Source organism: Cohnella sp. AR92, from assembly GCF_003990975.1.
In the GTDB taxonomy this organism is placed as follows: Bacteria; Bacillota; Bacilli; order Paenibacillales; family Paenibacillaceae; genus Cohnella.
The window spans coordinates 244438-261173 of sequence record NZ_RZJR01000003.1; the positions used below are offsets into that span (position 1 = coordinate 244438).

13 protein-coding genes are annotated in these 16736 nt (G+C 57.3%); all 13 read left to right on the forward strand.

Annotation, left to right across the window (positions count from 1 at the left end; all coding sequences use genetic code 11):
• Window positions 1-30 precede the first annotated feature (30 nt).
• The 13 genes from ELR57_RS05950 to ELR57_RS06010 all read left to right on the forward strand — a co-directional run bounded on the left by ELR57_RS05950 (window position 31) and on the right by ELR57_RS06010 (window position 16632).
• A complete protein-coding gene (locus ELR57_RS05950) occupies window positions 31-912 on the forward strand; it encodes a polyprenyl synthetase family protein (RefSeq protein WP_126958307.1) in 882 nt (293 codons plus the stop codon).
• A gap of 398 nt (window positions 913-1310) precedes the next feature.
• Window positions 1311-3200 (forward strand): 1-deoxy-D-xylulose-5-phosphate synthase, encoded by a 1890-nt coding sequence (gene dxs / locus ELR57_RS05955; RefSeq protein WP_126958105.1) that lies wholly within the window; start codon window positions 1311-1313, stop codon window positions 3198-3200.
• Window position 3201: 1 nt separating this feature from the next.
• Window positions 3202-4053 (forward strand): TlyA family RNA methyltransferase, encoded by an 852-nt coding sequence (locus tag ELR57_RS05960; protein ID WP_126958106.1) that lies wholly within the window; start codon window positions 3202-3204, stop codon window positions 4051-4053.
• 189 nt (window positions 4054-4242) lie between these two features.
• Window positions 4243-4710: a hypothetical protein gene (locus ELR57_RS05965; RefSeq protein ID WP_126958107.1), complete on the forward strand. Its 468-nt coding sequence runs from the start codon at window positions 4243-4245 to the stop codon at window positions 4708-4710.
• The gene (gene ahrC, locus ELR57_RS05970) at window positions 4707-5156 is read left to right on the forward strand and encodes a transcriptional regulator AhrC/ArgR (RefSeq protein WP_126958108.1); all 450 of its coding nucleotides are present in this window, start codon (window positions 4707-4709) and stop codon (window positions 5154-5156) included. Before ELR57_RS05965 ends, ahrC begins: the two co-directional genes overlap by 4 nt.
• A gap of 43 nt (window positions 5157-5199) precedes the next feature.
• Complete coding sequence (recN, locus tag ELR57_RS05975) at window positions 5200-6885, forward strand: DNA repair protein RecN (RefSeq protein ID WP_126958109.1); 1686 nt, start codon at window positions 5200-5202, stop codon at window positions 6883-6885.
• Window positions 6886-7013: 128 nt separating this feature from the next.
• Window positions 7014-8342, forward strand: coding sequence for a SpoIVB peptidase (gene spoIVB / locus ELR57_RS05980; RefSeq protein WP_126958110.1), 1329 nt, complete (start codon window positions 7014-7016; stop codon window positions 8340-8342).
• 201 nt (window positions 8343-8543) lie between these two features.
• Window positions 8544-9356, forward strand: coding sequence for a sporulation transcription factor Spo0A (gene spo0A, locus ELR57_RS05985; RefSeq protein WP_126958111.1), 813 nt, complete (start codon window positions 8544-8546; stop codon window positions 9354-9356).
• A gap of 314 nt (window positions 9357-9670) precedes the next feature.
• Window positions 9671-11248, forward strand: coding sequence for a gamma-glutamyltransferase (gene ggt / locus ELR57_RS05990; RefSeq protein ID WP_126958112.1), 1578 nt, complete (start codon window positions 9671-9673; stop codon window positions 11246-11248).
• A gap of 69 nt (window positions 11249-11317) precedes the next feature.
• A complete protein-coding gene (locus tag ELR57_RS05995; RefSeq protein WP_126958113.1) occupies window positions 11318-12499 on the forward strand; it encodes an amidase in 1182 nt (393 codons plus the stop codon).
• A complete protein-coding gene (locus ELR57_RS06000; RefSeq protein ID WP_126958114.1) occupies window positions 12496-13368 on the forward strand; it encodes a fumarylacetoacetate hydrolase family protein in 873 nt (290 codons plus the stop codon). Before ELR57_RS05995 ends, ELR57_RS06000 begins: the two co-directional genes overlap by 4 nt.
• A gap of 124 nt (window positions 13369-13492) precedes the next feature.
• A complete protein-coding gene (locus ELR57_RS06005) occupies window positions 13493-14671 on the forward strand; it encodes a peptidylprolyl isomerase (protein WP_126958115.1) in 1179 nt (392 codons plus the stop codon).
• Between the two features lie 242 nt (window positions 14672-14913).
• On the forward strand, window positions 14914-16632 hold the full coding sequence (locus ELR57_RS06010) for an ABC transporter ATP-binding protein (protein WP_126958308.1): 1719 nt from the start codon (window positions 14914-14916) through the stop codon (window positions 16630-16632).
• Window positions 16633-16736 lie beyond the last annotated feature (104 nt).

Consider the following 16736-nt stretch of genomic DNA (forward strand, 5'->3'; position numbering starts at 1 on the left):
TTGGCTCAGACGATCGATATTCATACTTACATGAACGGCTTAAGGGATCTGGTCGAAGCCTCGCTTAAGGAGATTGTTCCTGCCGATTGGCGAGTTCCTGCCCGGCTTAACGAAGCGGTGCGCTACTCCTTGGATGCCGGGGGCAAGAGGCTTCGGCCGATCCTGGCGCTGGCCGCCGCCGAGAGCGTGACCGGCGAGGAGGTCGTCCGGCAGAAGGCGGTGCCGTTCGCAACGGCGATCGAAATGATCCATACCTATTCCCTGATTCACGACGATCTGCCGGCAATGGATAATGACGATTATCGCAGAGGCCGGCTTACCAATCATAAAGTATACGGGGAAGCGATGGCGATCCTAGCGGGCGACGGCTTGCTGACGCATGCCTTCTACGTGGCATCGCAGGCCGCGGCGCAGGGCGTCCCGGCCGATCGGGTTCTCTCGGTCGTCTCCGAGCTGGCTCGCTACGCGGGCTTGCCGGGAATGGTCGGCGGACAAACGGATGACATGCTGGGAGAGCAAGGAATCACCTCGATGGAGGAGCTCGAGAACATCCATCTGCACAAGACGAGCGACCTGATCGCCTGCTCGCTTAGAGCCGGAGGCCACGCGGCGCAAGCGACGCCAGGGCAGTTGGCGGCACTGGAGCTGTTCGGACGCAACATCGGACTCGCTTTCCAGATCCAGGACGACATTCTGGATGTCGTCGGAGACGAGACGAAGCTCGGCAAGCCGCTTAAGAGCGACGAGAAGCAAGGCAAAGTGACGTATCCGTACCTGATCGGTCTCGATGCGAGCCGCGAGCGCGTCCGTTCCCTTACAGAGGAAGCAGTCGAAGCGATCCGCACGGCGGGCCTCGCTCGTTCCGACCTCTTGACGGATATCGCGAACGTCATGATGAAGAGAGACCATTGATTCCACCGAATGCATCCGATAAGTGGCCAGATTGAAGCGACAAGCGCCTTTTCCGATGAGCTCTTTCCTCGGGAAGGCGCTTTTGCGCATGCAACCGCTTCTCGCAATTCGTCGAATTCGAGAGACAAACCTTCTGGTTAAGCTTGGGGTTTGATTTGGGGTTATGGTATAATAGGCGTATTATTTAAAAACAGCACTGGATATATGCACACAAGAAATTGGCTTGAGCCGCTGAGCTTATTCAACGGCAAGGAATTAATAAGCTTCGCGCTGATCGATTCCTTGCCGTCTACGCAAAGCATCTCCGGCGTCCGAGGATGCCGAAGGCGTTTTTGCTTGCATAGGGATATTGGATACGGTGTGCTTTCGTCAAATTCGGGGGAAAGCGGGGAACTTACTTGCTGCTCGATCATATCGACAGTCCAACTGATCTGAAGAAGCTTCCGTTATCGGAGCTTCCGCAGTTGGCTCAAGAAATCAGACATTTTCTCATTGAGAAGCTTTCGGCAACGGGAGGCCATCTGGCCCCTAATCTCGGCGTCGTCGAGCTGACGTTGGCCATGCACTACCTGTTCGACAGTCCGAAGGATAAGTTTATCTTCGACGTCGGCCATCAAGCGTATGTCCATAAGATCTTGACAGGGCGGATGGGACGGTTCGATACGCTGCGCCAGAAGGACGGCTTGTGCGGCTTCGTTAAACGGACGGAGAGCGAGCACGACGTCTGGGAAGCCGGTCACAGCAGCACCTCGCTGTCGGCGGCCGCGGGAATGGCGCTCGCCAGAGACCTCAAAGGCGAGAGCAACCGGGTCATCGCCGTTATCGGCGACGGCGCCTTGACGGGCGGCATGGCGTTGGAAGCTCTTAACCATATCGGACATGAGAAGCGCAAGCTCACCGTGATCCTTAACGATAACGAGATGTCGATCGCGCCGAACGTCGGTGCGCTTCATAACTACCTCGGCAAGGTGCGTTCGGATAAGACCTACCGCAAGGCGAAGGAAGAATTCGAAGCGTTTCTCCGCAAGATTCCGGCTGTCGGCGGGAAGCTTGCCAAGACGGCGGAACGGTTCAAGGACGGCATCAAATACCTGGTCGTTCCGGGCATGCTCTTCGAGGAATTCGGCTTAAAGTATCTGGGGCCCGTAGACGGTCACGACACCGAGAAGCTGGTCGAGGCGCTGCGCCAGGCGGATAAGGTGGACGGTCCCGTGCTGCTTCACGTTTTGACGGTGAAGGGCAAAGGCTACTCTCCGGCGGAAGCGGATTCCCACAAGTGGCATGGAATCACCCCATACAAGATCGAATCGGGACAGGTCGTCAAGCCGGTCGGCCCGCCGATGTATACGGAAGTGTTCGGCAATACGTTGATCGAGCTCGCCGAGAAGGACGACCGCATCGTCGCCATCACGCCGGCCATGCCGGGAGGCTCGGGCTTGCTCGGCTTCGAGAAGCGCTTCCCGAACCGCATGTTCGACGTCGGCATCGCGGAGCAGCATGCCGCGACGATGGCGGCGGCAATGGCGATGGAAGGGATGAAGCCGGTATTCGCCGTTTATTCCACTTTCCTGCAGCGCGCATACGACCAGGTCGTTCATGACATCTGCCGCCATAACGCCAACGTCATCTTCGCGATCGACCGCGCCGGACTCGTCGGGGCCGACGGGGAGACGCATCAGGGCATCTACGACATCGCCTTCCTGCGCCATATCCCGAACATGGTCCTGATGATGCCGAAGGACGAGAACGAGCTACGCCGCATGATGAAGACGGCGGTGGAATACGACGAAGGGCCGATCGCGGTTCGCTATCCGCGCGTGAACGGATTAGGGGTGGAGATGGACGAAGATCCCCAGCCGCTCCCGATCGGCAAGTGGGAGAAGCTCCGCGACGGAGACTTCGCCGCCGTGCTGGCGGTCGGACCCATGCTTCAAGTGGCCGAGGAAGCCGCGGAGCTTCTGAAGCGCGACGGCTTGAACGTTCGCGTGATCAACGCCCGATTCATCAAGCCTCTCGACGAGGAGATGCTGAGGGAATTGGCATCGGAGCATCTGCCGCTGGTCGTCCTGGAAGAAGCGGCGGTTGCCGGCGGACTCGGAAGCGCGATTCTGGAATTCTACGCGGAGAATCATATCCCGAACGTGTCCGTATCGCTTGTCGGCATCCCGGACCGGTTCATCGAGCATGCCAGCATCAAAGAGCAAAGAGTCGATTCGGGCCTTACGGCCGAGCATGTGGCTGCCGAGCTGCGTTCCAAGGCTCTGCGCGTCCGCCAGAAGGCGACCTAGCATGACGGCGATTGCGAAGGAACGTCTGGACGTCCTGCTGGTGGAATTAGGTTATTTCGAGAGCCGGGAGAAAGCCAAAGCGGCCATCATGGCAGGGCTTGTACTCGTCGGCTCCGAGAAGATAGACAAAGCCGGAACCAAAATTCCGCGCGATTCGGCCCTTACGGTGAAGGGCGCTCCCCATCCTTACGTAAGCCGCGGCGGCCTGAAGCTGGAGAAGGCGATCAAGCACTTCTCGATCGATCTTAAGGACGCCGTCATGCTCGATATCGGAGCATCGACGGGGGGATTTACCGATTGCGCGCTCCAGAATGGAGCTTCTCTTGTCTATGCGATCGATGTCGGCTACAATCAACTCGACTGGTCTCTGAGACAGAACGACAAAGTGCGCGTGATGGAAAGAACGAACTTCCGCAACGTCACCGCCGAGCAATTGGAGGGCCCCGCCCCTACTTTTGCAACGATCGATGTCTCCTTTATTTCCCTTAAGATCATTCTGCCGGCGCTGGCGCCGCTCCTTAAGGAAGGAAGCGGAACCGTCGCTCTCATTAAGCCGCAATTCGAGGCCGGTCGGGAGCAGGTCGGCAAATCCGGCGTCGTGCGGGATTCCTCCGTCCACGAAGCGGTGATCAGGGAAATTCTGACCTTCGCGGGAGGCTTGGGCTTCGAGCTTCAAGGGTTGACCTTCTCGCCGATAACGGGGGGAGAGGGCAACATCGAATTCCTGGCTTATTGGCGGCGATCGGCCGAAGCCGACGGACAAGCGGGTCTTCCCAAAGAAGAGGAGCTTAGCCAGTTGGCCAAGCGTACCGCACAAGAGGCGGCGGCTGTCTTCCGCAAGGGCGGCAGCTAGAACCTCAAGCAATTCATTCGGGCATTGATTCCCGGAGCTGCCGAAGAACGGCCCGGCCCTAACGGCTACCGCTTCTCCACGTCCAGCTCCGGTTTTTTTGTTCTTCCGCGACAGGAGATTGGATTTGCTTCCTCGAACTAGGTTAGGAAAGGCCGTAAGGCCTGCTGGTCAGGGAGAGGGGATCGTCCGATGAGCCGAATCGGCGATTGGTTCATTTTTCTGGTTGTTGTCGCGCTGTTGTTATGGTGGGCAGCGCACCGGTTTAACCGTTGGCTGCACGAACCGCCGAGCCTGCGGCTGCGCCGCCTTATGCGGGAAGGGCCGGTCGAGCCCGACGACTCGGTCGCGCTGTTGGAGTCGAACGGGTACGAGGTTCTCTCCGGGAAGCATCGGATTCCGCTTGCGGTATCCATAGACGGCGGCCCGATGCAGGCGACGCGCCTTTATTTCGATTATCTGGTCCAGAAAGACGAGCTTTATTATCTGGTTAAGCTCGACCGAGCCCGCAAGCCGATCGAATGGACGGCGGCCGGGCTGAGGGAGAGGCTGCTTGCTTACACATTGCTGTTCCCGGAGTGCGAAGGCGTCATTATCGCCGATCCGAAGGGACAAGCGTTACATACGGTGCGATTCAAAGTGGAGGATGAACAAGGATGAAGGGTCAGAGGCAGAGGAAAATTCGCGAGATGATCGGGATGAAGGAGATTGAGACGCAGGAGGAGCTTGTCGAAGCCCTGCGCAACGAAGGGGTCAACGTGACTCAAGCGACCGTGTCGCGCGATATCAAGGAGATGCAGTTGATCAAAGTGCCTCTCGACGACGGCCGGTATAAATACTCCATGCCTCTCGATCAGCGCTTCAATCCGGCGCTAAAGCTGAAGCGGGCGCTCGCCGATCATTTCGTTCAAGCCGAAGCGGCCGAGAACCTGGTCGTCGTGAAGTGCATGCCGGGAACCGCGAATACGATCGCTTCCCTGCTGGACGGGATGGATTGGCCGGAGATCATGGGGACGATCAGCGGAGACGATACGACGCTGCTGATCTGCCGCTCGAAGGAGCAAGGCCCTCTGCTTGTCGATCGGATACAGCAGATGGTTCGTTAACGATCGTTCTTACATCGGGTGCCGAGTCAGGAGGGAGAACCGCATGCTGCAGGAGCTTTCTATTCGTAATTTGGCCGTTATCGAGGGAATAACGGTACGTTTCTACAATGGGTTTCATGTGCTGACGGGGGAGACGGGAGCAGGCAAGTCGATCATTATCGACGCGCTCGGGCTTATCGTCGGAAGCCGCGGCTCCACGGACATGGTGCGGCACGGCTGCGACCGCGCGGAGATCGAAGCGGTATTCGATCTGTCCTATGACCATCCGGTCTGGGCGGCGCTGGCCGAGCTTGGGATTCAAGCAAGCCGGGACGAAGCTTTGCTCATACGCCGGGAGCTGCTGCTTCACGGCAAGTCGAACGCAAGAATCAACGGCCAAAGCGTCACCCTGACGATGCTTCGGGAGGTAGGCGAGCATCTCGTCAATCTTCACGGGCAGCACGAACCGCAATCGCTGCTGCGGACCGAGAAGCATCTGGAATGGCTCGACCAATACGCGGGCGATTCCCTGGCTGCCGTCAAAGAAGGATACCGGGATCAATACGAGCGCTACCAGCAGATCGTGCGGGAACGCCGAGAGCTGGAGGATACGTCCAGACAGCAGATGCAGATGCTGGACATGTATCGTTACCAGCTGGAGGAGATCGCCGCGGCCAAGCTGAAGCCGGGCGAAGACGAGACGCTGCAGGAGGAGCGAGGCAAGCTCGCCTATGCCGAGAGGCTGTCCGAATCGGCTTCGGAAGCATACGATTTGCTGTACGGCGGCAAGGGGCTGGACGTGATCTCCCGCGCCATTACCCGTCTCCAGGATATCGTCAAATACGATCCGACGACGCTTCAACCTATCGTGGAGCAGCTTCAATCGGCGTATTATACGGCCGAGGACGCCGCTTTCCAGCTGCGCGATTATCGCGACAGCATCGAATTCAACCCGGAACGCTTGGCTCGCATCGAGAACCGTCTCGATCTGCTGCACGGCTTAAAACGCAAGTACGGGGAGACGGTTGGAGATATTATTGCCTACAAGAACAAAATTCAGGCAGAGACCGAGAAGCTGGACAACCGCGAAGAGCGGCTTAAGGAGCTGGAAGGATTAGAGCGTAAGCTGCATTCCGAGCTGCTAAGGCAAGCGGAAGAGCTGTCCGCTATCCGTAAGGAAGCCGCCAAGGTTCTCTCCGTCGCGATCGAAACGGAGCTGAAGGAGCTTCAGATGGAGCGAACGGTGTTCGAGGTCAAGCTCGTCGGCGGCGACCTTACGTCCCAAGGGATGGACTCGGCGGAATTCCTTCTCTCCCCGAACCCCGGCGAGCCTCCGAAGGCGCTCTCCAAGATCGCTTCCGGAGGCGAGATGTCGCGGGTCATGCTGGCCCTTAAAGCCATATTCGCCCGAATCGACCAGATTCCCGTGCTCGTCTTCGACGAAGTCGATACCGGGGTCAGCGGCCGGGCGGCGCAAGCCATCGCGGAGAAGATGTCTCGCCTGTCGGGCCAATGCCAGGTGTTCGCGATCACTCACCTCCCTCAGGTGGCCTGCATGGCTGACCGGCAATACGAGATCCGCAAGCAGGTTACGGCGGACGGGCGCACTTCCACCTCCGTACGCGAGCTGTCGGAGATGGATCGGGTGGAAGAGCTCGCCCGAATGCTTGGCGGCGTGGAAGTAACGGAAAAAACCCGTCATCACGCACAGGAAATGCTGGTGCTGGCGAATCGCCAAAAAAACGCGTGATGACGCCTGAAATCGCGTTTCAAGGAAGCTTTTTGGGAACATAAAACAAGGGGGGCACGGTTACCTTATAGTTACGATGCCGGGACGGTAATTCACGGACTGGATAGACTGTAAGGGAGCGTGAGATCTTGAACCGTTGGCCCTCTTTGCGCCGGAGCTTAGGAATTGTTCTCGTCTTCATTCTAGGGTTGACCGTCACCTCTGCCCCGATTCGCCATTATGCCGCTTTTCCCAATGAGCTTCGTTTATTCCAGGGACAAGCCAAGCACCTTGATTACGTCATGCCCGTACATGCACAGGGGACGCTGAATTCGGACGTTGCGGTCGTGAACGGCAAGGAAGCCGCGTCCTTCCCGGTCAATCTAAACAAGCCGTTGTCGATCGATCCTAAGCATAGCGGGGTTGCCGAGCTTCGTCTTAAGCTGTTCGGCCGTATTCCGTTCAAGACGGTGAAGCTGCAAGTCGTTCCCGATCTGCGCGTCGTTCCCGGCGGGCAAACGATCGGGGTCAAGGTGAAGGCGGCCGGCATTATGGTGGTCGGGCATCATCTCGTTCAGACCGGGCCGAATCGGCGTTTATCTCCGGGGGAAGAGGCGAAGCTGAAGCTTGGCGATTTGATCGTGGCCATCAACGGCAAACCGCTGAATGACGTGACCAAAGTGGCGTCGCTGGCCGAGGAATCGGGACGCAGCGGCACCCCGTTGCAGCTGGATGTTCGGCGCGGGAAGCAGCAGTTCACGACATCCCTGACGCCAGCGTTCGACCAAGAGGACCGCGCGTGGAGATTGGGCTTGTACATTCGGGATTCCGCGGCCGGGGTCGGAACGCTGACATTCTACGCTCCCGATCAAGGCGTCTACGGGGCGCTGGGGCATGTGATTACCGACATGGATACGCAGACGCCGATCGTCGTGGGAAGCGGGCAGATCCTGCAGTCTAACGTGCTGTCGATCTCGAAGAGCCAGAGCGGCGAGCCGGGCGAGAAGCGGGCGACTATCGTTAAGGAAGGCAAGACGCTCGGCAACGTGGAACGCAATACGCCGTTCGGCATCTTCGGCAAGATGGATCAGCTTCCCGACCATGCGATGCATTCCAAGCCGATTCCGGTCGCTTTCGCGGAGGAAGTGAAGGAAGGTCCGGCGGAGATCTTGACGGTCGTAAACGGCCAGAAGGTGGAGAAGTTCAATATTCAGATCGTCCACGTCTCCAAACAAACGTCGCCCGCGACGAAGGGAATGGTTATCCGCATTACCGATCCGAAGCTGTTGGAGCGCACCGGAGGAATTGTCCAGGGAATGAGCGGCAGCCCGATCATCCAGAACGGCAAGCTGATCGGAGCCGTGACCCACGTGTTCGTGAACGATCCAACGTCAGGCTACGGCTGCTTCATCGAATGGATGCTGCAGGATGCCGGAATTATGCTTCAACCGGTCCAACAAACATCTAAGGCGATTTAAGCCTTAGATGTTTGTCGAATTAATGCGGAAAATCTCGCCAATTGGCAAAATTAATAATTATAGTCCATCTTTACAAAAAAATAAAGAAAAGAATTTAACTTGAGAAGGATTTGAAGAGGATGTGTCGAATTTCGTACCAGAGGAAACGAGAGAGACGTTTCTTGACCTAATTTTATCTGTACAGAAAGGGAGGACCAGACCTTGCAGCGGATAGAAGTGTTTCTTGCTGATGACAACCGAGAATTCACTAACTTGTTGTCTGAGTACATTGAAGAGCAGGATGATATGACGGTCATTGGAGTCGCTTACAACGGAGAAGAAGTCATCCGCCAGTTGGAAGAGAATCGGATCGTCCCGGATGTGATGATCGTGGATATCATCATGCCTCATCTGGACGGCCTTGGTGTATTGGAGAAGCTGCGGGAGCTGAATCTGTCCCCCATGCCCAAGATCATCATGCTGACAGCATTCGGTCAAGAGAATATTACGCAAAGAGCGGTACAACTCGGAGCTTCTTACTACATACTCAAGCCGTTCGATATGGATGTTCTTGCGAATCGCATTCGCCAGCTCGCGGGCGCGGCAACCAGCACGCCTGCCATCAGTTCGACTTCTTCGACGATCACTCGTCAGACGAATATCGTGCCGATCGGCAAACCGAAGAACCTGGACGCGAACATCACGAGCATCATTCACGAGATCGGCGTTCCCGCGCATATCAAGGGCTATCAATACCTTCGCGAAGCGATTACGATGGTGTACAACAACATCGAGATTCTTGGCGCTATCACGAAGACGCTGTATCCGGCGATCGCCGAGAAGTTCAAGACGACGCCGTCCCGCGTCGAACGCGCAATCCGCCATGCGATCGAAGTCGCTTGGACGCGAGGTAATATCGATTCGATCTCTCACCTGTTCGGTTACACGATCAACATCGCGAAGTCGAAGCCGACGAACTCCGAATTCATCGCGATGGTCGCGGACAAGCTGCGGATCGAGCACAAGGTTTCCTAGAAGAAGGCAGACGCAAACTGCTTGTTTACGGGCCCCGAGCGAGCCTGATAAACAAGCGGTTTTTCTTTTGCCTAATGAAGCAAGAGAATGGATGGGAGACAGGAAGACGCAGGCATGGGAAAAGAAATTGCGTGGGTTTTGTTCATAGAGATATATGAAAGCGCTTCCAGTTGTGATGGTGTCAAATAGCTCTTAATTGAATTGACCCTGCATGGAAACTTGATTAAATTGGGGATACCTTTTCACGCATACCGACCAGCTATTCCATTAACGCGGCTCAAGCGATTCTAATAGGGAAGGGAGATGACATCGGCATGTTGAAGCCGGCGACAGGAACGAGAACGATGGTAGTCAGCCCGCACCATCTGGCTACCGCGGCAGGCACGCGCATTCTTCAGCGAGGCGGCAATGCCTTCGATGCGGCCGTCGCGGTCAGCGCTTGCTTGGCGGTTGTCTACCCTCATATGACGAGCATGGGAGGAGACTCCTTCTGGCTTATGCACCACGCGGGCGAAGGCGGCGTAACGGCCTATAATGCGAGCGGCCGAGCCGGACGGCTGGCAACAAGGGAGCAATTCGACGCACCCGAGATTCCGAAGCGCGGACCCCGGAGCGCGATTACCGTGCCGGGAATGGTCGACGGATGGGCAGCCGTTCTTGAGCGGTACGGCCGACTGACCTTGGGGGACGTTCTGGAGCCTGCCATCGACTACGCGAAGAACGGATTCCCGCTCTCCCCGGACCAGCATGAGAATACGTTGGCACGGCTGGACGTCCTGCGGGACCAGCCGTATACCTCCCGTATTTATCTCCCGGGCGGCGAGGTGCCGCAGGTCGGCAGCCGTTTCTACCAGAGAAATCTTGGCGAATCGCTGGTGAAGCTGGCTCAAGGAGGAAGGGATGCCTTCTACCGGGGAGAGATCGCCCGAACGATCGTCCAGCATCTGGGGGAGCGGAATGGGCTGCTGACCCTTGAGGACTTCGAGTCGCATTCCGGGCAATGGGTGAAGCCGGTATCCGGCTCCTATCGCGGCCTCGATCTGTATCAGGTGCCTCCGAACTCGCAAGGCTTTACCGGAATCATGGCTCTTCAGATTCTAGAGAACTTCGACATCGCGGGAATCCCTCACGGATCCTTTGATTATTACCACTTGCTTATCGAGTCGCTGAAGCTGAGCTTCCGGGATCGCGACCGTTACCTGACGGACCCCGACTTCTCCGAGATTCCGTTAGAGAAGCTTCTCTCGAAGGCCTATGCGGCGGAATTGGCAAGCCTTATCGACCGCGGCAGGACGATTCCGGTCTCCACGCGGCCCGTAGGAAGCGACACCGCTTATGCGGCAGTCGTCGATGAGGACGGCAATGCCGTGTCCTTCATCCAGAGCCTGTACTTCGAATTCGGCTCGGCGGTAACGGCCGGAGAGACCGGCATCCTGCTGCAGAATAGAGGATCCTTCTTCTCGCTGGATCCTCTGCATGTGAATCGGCTTGAACCGGGCAAACGGACGTTCCATACTCTGATGCCTGCGATGGCCATGAGAGACGGCAAGCCCCATCTGCTCTACGGCACGCAAGGAGGAGAAGGGCAGCCCCAGACGCAGACGGCTGTGCTGACGAGAATGGTGGACTACGGAATGGATCCTCAATCCGCGGTGTCGGCTCCGCGCTGGGTATGGGGCCGGACCTGGGGAGAGCAGACGCAGGACTTGAAGCTCGAAGCGAGGGTGGATCCTCGGGTGGCGCAAGCATTGGCTGAAGCCGGTCACTCCGTACGGGTCGTCGGAGAATTCGACGGCATCGTCGGCCATGCCCATGCGATCCGTATCGAGGAGAACGGAATTCGCACAGGGGGAACCGATCCCCGCTGCGACGGGGCCGCGATCGGCTGGTAAGAGGCCGGCTATAGGCGGCAAGGCGCGAGAAAAAAATAGACGATAGAGAGATAGAAGGGAGAGGCGGCCATGGACGAGCTGAATGCCTATATCCGATCGGACCTGGTTCTGGAGCCATTGAGCGAAGGGAATCTCAATGGATTGAGCTTCGCGGTCAAAGATGTGTTCGCCATTGAGAATTACGCAAGCAGCGCCGGCAATCCCGATTGGCATCGTACGCATGGTCCCGCCGACCGGCATGCTCGGACGATTAACCTTCTGCTTAGCCATGGGGCGAGGCTGCAGGGAACGACCATCACGGATGAATTGATGTACAGCCTCCTGGGGGAAAACCATCACTACGGAACGCCGATCAACCCGAAGGCGAGGGGCAGGGTTCCCGGGGGTTCCTCCAGCGGTTCGGCGGTGGCTGTCGCGGCCGGACACGTCGACTTCGCGCTCGGCACCGACACGGGAGGCTCGGTTCGCGTTCCCGCTTCCTATTGCGGCATATACGGCTTCCGGCCATCTATCGGTTCCGTGTCGATGGATGGCGTCATTCCTCTCGCGAGAAGCTTTGACACGGTCGGATGGATGAGCAAGAGCCCGAAGACGCTCCTGGAGGTAGGCAAGGTTCTGCTTCCCGCGAGCAGCGAAGCTCACCGGGGCTTCAACAAGATCTTGCTGCCGGAGGAAGCGTGGGAACAAGCGCAGGAGAACGAGCGCGAAGTGCTGTCAAGCGCGCTTCGATCCTTTGTCGGAGGAATGGAGCTTGAGCGGATCATTCTTCCGGGCGATGGGCTGCCGGATTGGGCGGATACGTTCCGCTTTATCCAGGGAACCGAAATCTGGGAGCAGCACGGAGAATGGATTCGCGCGGAGAAGCCTAGCTTCGGCCCAGGAGTTGCGGAACGCTTCGAATGGGCGAGCACGCTGCGTCCGGATGACAAGACCGGCCTGCTGGAGAAGAAGCGCAAGCTGGAGAACGAGATCGACTCCCTTCTAGGAGAATGCGACCTGATCGCGATTCCGACCGTTATGGGGGAAGCTCCTCCGGTGAATATGACCGGAGAGCAAGCGGAGCGGCAGAGAACGGCCACCATGCGGCTGACCTGCATTGCCGGGCTGACGGGCATCGCCCAAGTAACGGTTCCGATCGACTCGGGAAGCGGCCATCCGATCGGGCTGTCGTTCATCGCCCGCCGCGGTTTGGATCTGGCCCTGCTCGAATGGTTGAACGGGAAGGGCGCAGGCGAGGAGGGGGCCGTATGAAGGCCGTCATGCTGGAGCTGGAAGGCCGCGAGTCGGCAGCGATTGTCGCCGCCCGAGGATACGTTCCGATAAGCGTCATCAATCAAGCGTACGGAACGAGCTGGCCCCGGACGCTGACGGAGATTCTGGAAGGCGGACATTGGGAGGAGCTGCATCGCTGGCATCGCGAAGCGGATTCCGCGAAGCTGGCCGAGTTGCCCGCGATTCCGCTTGGGGAAGCAAAGCTCGTTCCGATAGCGAGGCAGCCGCGCAAGATCTTGGGACTCGGCATGAACTACATGGAGAAGCTAATCGAGCTGAAGGGCAGCGCGGACGACGCACCCGTGCTGTTCTCCAAGCCGGATACGAGCCTTATCGGAGACGGGGAATCGATCGTTCTTCCCGCCCAGTCGGAACGGGTTACCGTAGAAGCGGAGCTTGCGATCGTGATCGGCCGGGAATGCAAGGATATCGGGGAAGAAGAAGCGAGCCGTTACGTTGCGGGCTATGCGGCCGCGCTGGATACGACGGCCGCCGACATCCTGGCGCAGAATCCGAAATATATGTTCCGTGCCAAATCGTTCGACACTTTCTTCAGCCTCGGTTCGGAGCTGGCTACGATAGAGGAGCTTCCGGATTGGGAGCGCCTGACGGTGGAGACCGTGCATAACGGATGGACCGCTCACCGCAACGCCGTCTCGATGATGCGCTACAATCCTTGGTTTATCGTTTCTTTTGTCTCCCAGGTAATGAAGCTTCTCCCGGGAGACATTATCATGACGGGCACGCCGGGGTCGGTACCCGTCCGATTAGGAGATCGGGCGGAGTGCCGGATCAGCGGTCTCGCTCCTTTGAGCAATTCGGTGATTGAGAGAGACAAGCTTAATTAAACATTAAAAAAACGGGGGATTCCCCGTTTTTTTGTATTTTTTAAGTTTAACTTAAGGTATTATGAGGAAAGTTTGATATAGTGGAACAATAGTGCTTTTTATACTAGAGGAGGGCCTTACAAGAATGAGCGATATTCGCAAAGATTCAGAAGAGTTCAACCCGTCCGAGGAGAAGCTAGAAGCGGACAAATCGGCAGAAGAACAGACGACTGCCGAAACAGCGAACGATTCCGATAAGGAATCCGAAGCTTCCTACGACGAATCCGAAGTGATCGAGAGGGAAGCGGAGACGAAGCCTGCGGCTGCGCCGGTCGCCAAGGCTCCATGGCCTTGGATTGCTATAGCTGTTATCGCGGTCATTGCTCTTATTGTCGTTCTGGTGCGCAATTCCGGCGGATCCTCGGGCGAAGCGGTCGGGGAGCTCAACGGCAAGAAAATTTCCAAGGCCGAGCTGCTTGACGAGATGGTGGAGCAATCCGGGAAGGAACAGATCGGTTCGACGCTTGATCAAGTCATGCTGTTTAAGCTGATCGATATCGAAGCCGATAAGACGGGCAAGAAGGTGAGCGAAGAAGATATCGACGCTTACATCGAGAAGCTGAAGGAACAGAACGGCATCACTTCGGACGAGCAATTCCAGTCCGCGCTCGCGTCGAGCGGCCTGACGGTCGAGAAGTTCCGAGAGCAGGTTCTCCCGCAGCTCAAGCTTCGCCTCATCTTCGAGAACAAGCTGAAGCCGACGGAAGATGACCTGAAGAAATATTACGACGAGAACAAAGAAAGCTTCGGAACGCCGGAGCAGGTGCAAGCCTCCCACATTCTTCTAAGCACGAAGGAAGAGGCCGAAGCCGTTCTCAAGCAACTGAAGGAAGGCGCCGACTTCGCCGCCCTCGCGAAGGAGAAGTCGATCGACACCGGCTCGGCGGCTAACGGAGGCGACCTTGGCTACTTCGGCAAGGGCAAAATGAACGAACAGTTCGAGACGGCCGCATTCGCCCTGAAGGTCGGGGAGATCAGCGATGTCGTCGAATCTCCGAACGGCTTCCATATCATCAAGGTCGTGGACCACAAGCAAGCGGTGACCCCGGCTTACGATGAAGTGAAGGCGGAAGTGAAGAACCAATACCTGGACAATAAGGTCAACGAAGGCGCTAGCGACTGGATCGCGGAAGCGAAGAAGGCGAACGGATACAAGAACTTCCTGACGGAAGAGGACGCTACGAAGGCATCTCCTAGCCCAGAGCCTTCCGCATCGGCATCGGCATCGGCGGCTCCTTCGGCTTCCGCATCCGCTGCGCAATAATTCCGGAACCATCGGGATACGCCTATCCCAGGCATCAGAATGGAAGCCATCCATGTCCCTTTAAGGGCAGGGGTGGCTTCCGTTTTTTCTTGATGAATGGCAAATCGTTATTGATGGCTGTTCGATAATTAGCTACAATGACAGTTGGTTTCTATATTGATAACCGTTCTCATGTTTAACGACCAAGCGGTACAAGCTGCTGCTGGCGATTATTCGAAAGCGTCGGAGGTGTGGAGTTGCAGTTGGTACGGCGGTTTTTTGCTTATTATCGTCCTTATAAAGGTCTATTTGCGCTCGATTTTGCCTGCGCGGTATTCGTGGCGCTTCTCGAGCTCGGCTTCCCGGTCGCGGTGAACAAGGTCGTCGACGATCTTCTTCCGGAGAAGGACTGGTCCTTGATCGTCTGGGCTTGCCTCGGGCTGCTTGCCGTTTACTTGATCAATACGTTCATGCAGTTCGTCGTGAACTATTGGGGGCACATGCTTGGGATCAACATCGAGACGGACATGCGCCGAAAGCTGTTCGATCATGTTCAGAAGCTGAGCTTCCGGTTCTTCGACAACAACAAGACCGGGCATCTGATCTCGCGGATGACGAACGACCTGAACGAGATCGGCGAAGTGGCTCACCACGGTCCCGAAGACCTGTTCATCGCCGTGATGACGCTTATCGGAGCTTTCCTCCTGATGGCGGAGATACACATGGATCTCGCCGTCATCACCTTTATTGCCGTTCCGATCATGATCCTGCTTGCGGTCTTCTTCAACGGCAAGATGACCAAGGCCATTCATCGCATGTTCGCGGACATGGCGGACTTCAACGCAAGAGTCGAGGACAATGTCGGCGGCATTCGCGTCGTTCAAGCCTTCGCCAACGAAGAGCACGAGAAGAAGCTGTTCGCGGAGAACAACCAACGCTATCGGTTCGCGAAGCTGGCAGCCTATAAAATCATGGGGAAAAGCCTGTCGATCAGCTACCTGCTCATGAGGCTCGTGTCGCTTCTCGTGATGATCTTCGGAGCCTGGTACGTGATCGAGGGACAGCTCAAATACGGGGAATTCGTGGCCTACCTGCTTCTGGTCAACGTGCTGTTCCGGCCGATCGAGAAGATCAATGCGATCGTCGAGAGCTATCCGAAGGGAATCGCCGGATTCAAGAGGTACGTCTCGTTGCTGGATACGGCGCCGGATATTCAAGATTCGGAGAACGCCGCGGAGTTGAACGGCCTGAGAGGAGACATCCGTTACCGTAACGTTTCCTTTGGCTATGACGCCGATGCGATGGCGCTGGAGGATATCAATCTTAGCATCTCGGCTGGAGAGACAATCGCCTTCGTCGGGCCGTCCGGCGCCGGCAAGACGACGCTATGCAGCCTGCTGCCCCGTTTCTATGAAGTCAGCGGGGGCAGCATCCTGATCGACGGAATGGATATCCGCGGCATCAAGCTGGAGTCGCTTCGCCGCCAGATCGGCATCGTCCAGCAGGACGTATTCCTTTTCTCGGGGACGATCCGGGAGAATATCGCTTACGGCAAGCTGGACGCCGCCGAAGATTCGATCTGGGAAGCGGCCCGCAGAGCCCGGCTGGAAGAGTTCATCCGATCCCAGCCGGAGGGGATGGACACGGTCATCGGCGAACGCGGCGTGAAGCTGTCCGGCGGCCAGAAGCAGCGTCTCGCTATCGCCCGGATGTTCCTGAAGAATCCGCCGATCCTCATTCTGGACGAAGCGACCTCCGCGCTCGATACCGAGACGGAAGCGGCGATCCAGCAATCGCTCGCCGAACTGTCCGAAGGCAGAACGACGCTCGTCATCGCGCATCGGCTGGCGACGATCAAGAACGCCGATCGCATCGTCGTCGTGACGGAAGACGGCATCACCGAACAAGGCCGTCACGATGAGCTCGTTGGCACAGGCGGGGTATACAGTAGGCTTCATCAAGCCCAATTCAGCGCGTCTTAACAAGCAGGCCGAGCAAAGGACTTCCTTTGGCTCGGCCTATCTGCGCATGAGGATGGAATAACGAGCAAATCATAAACCTTGCCCAAATAGGGTTTGACAGGATC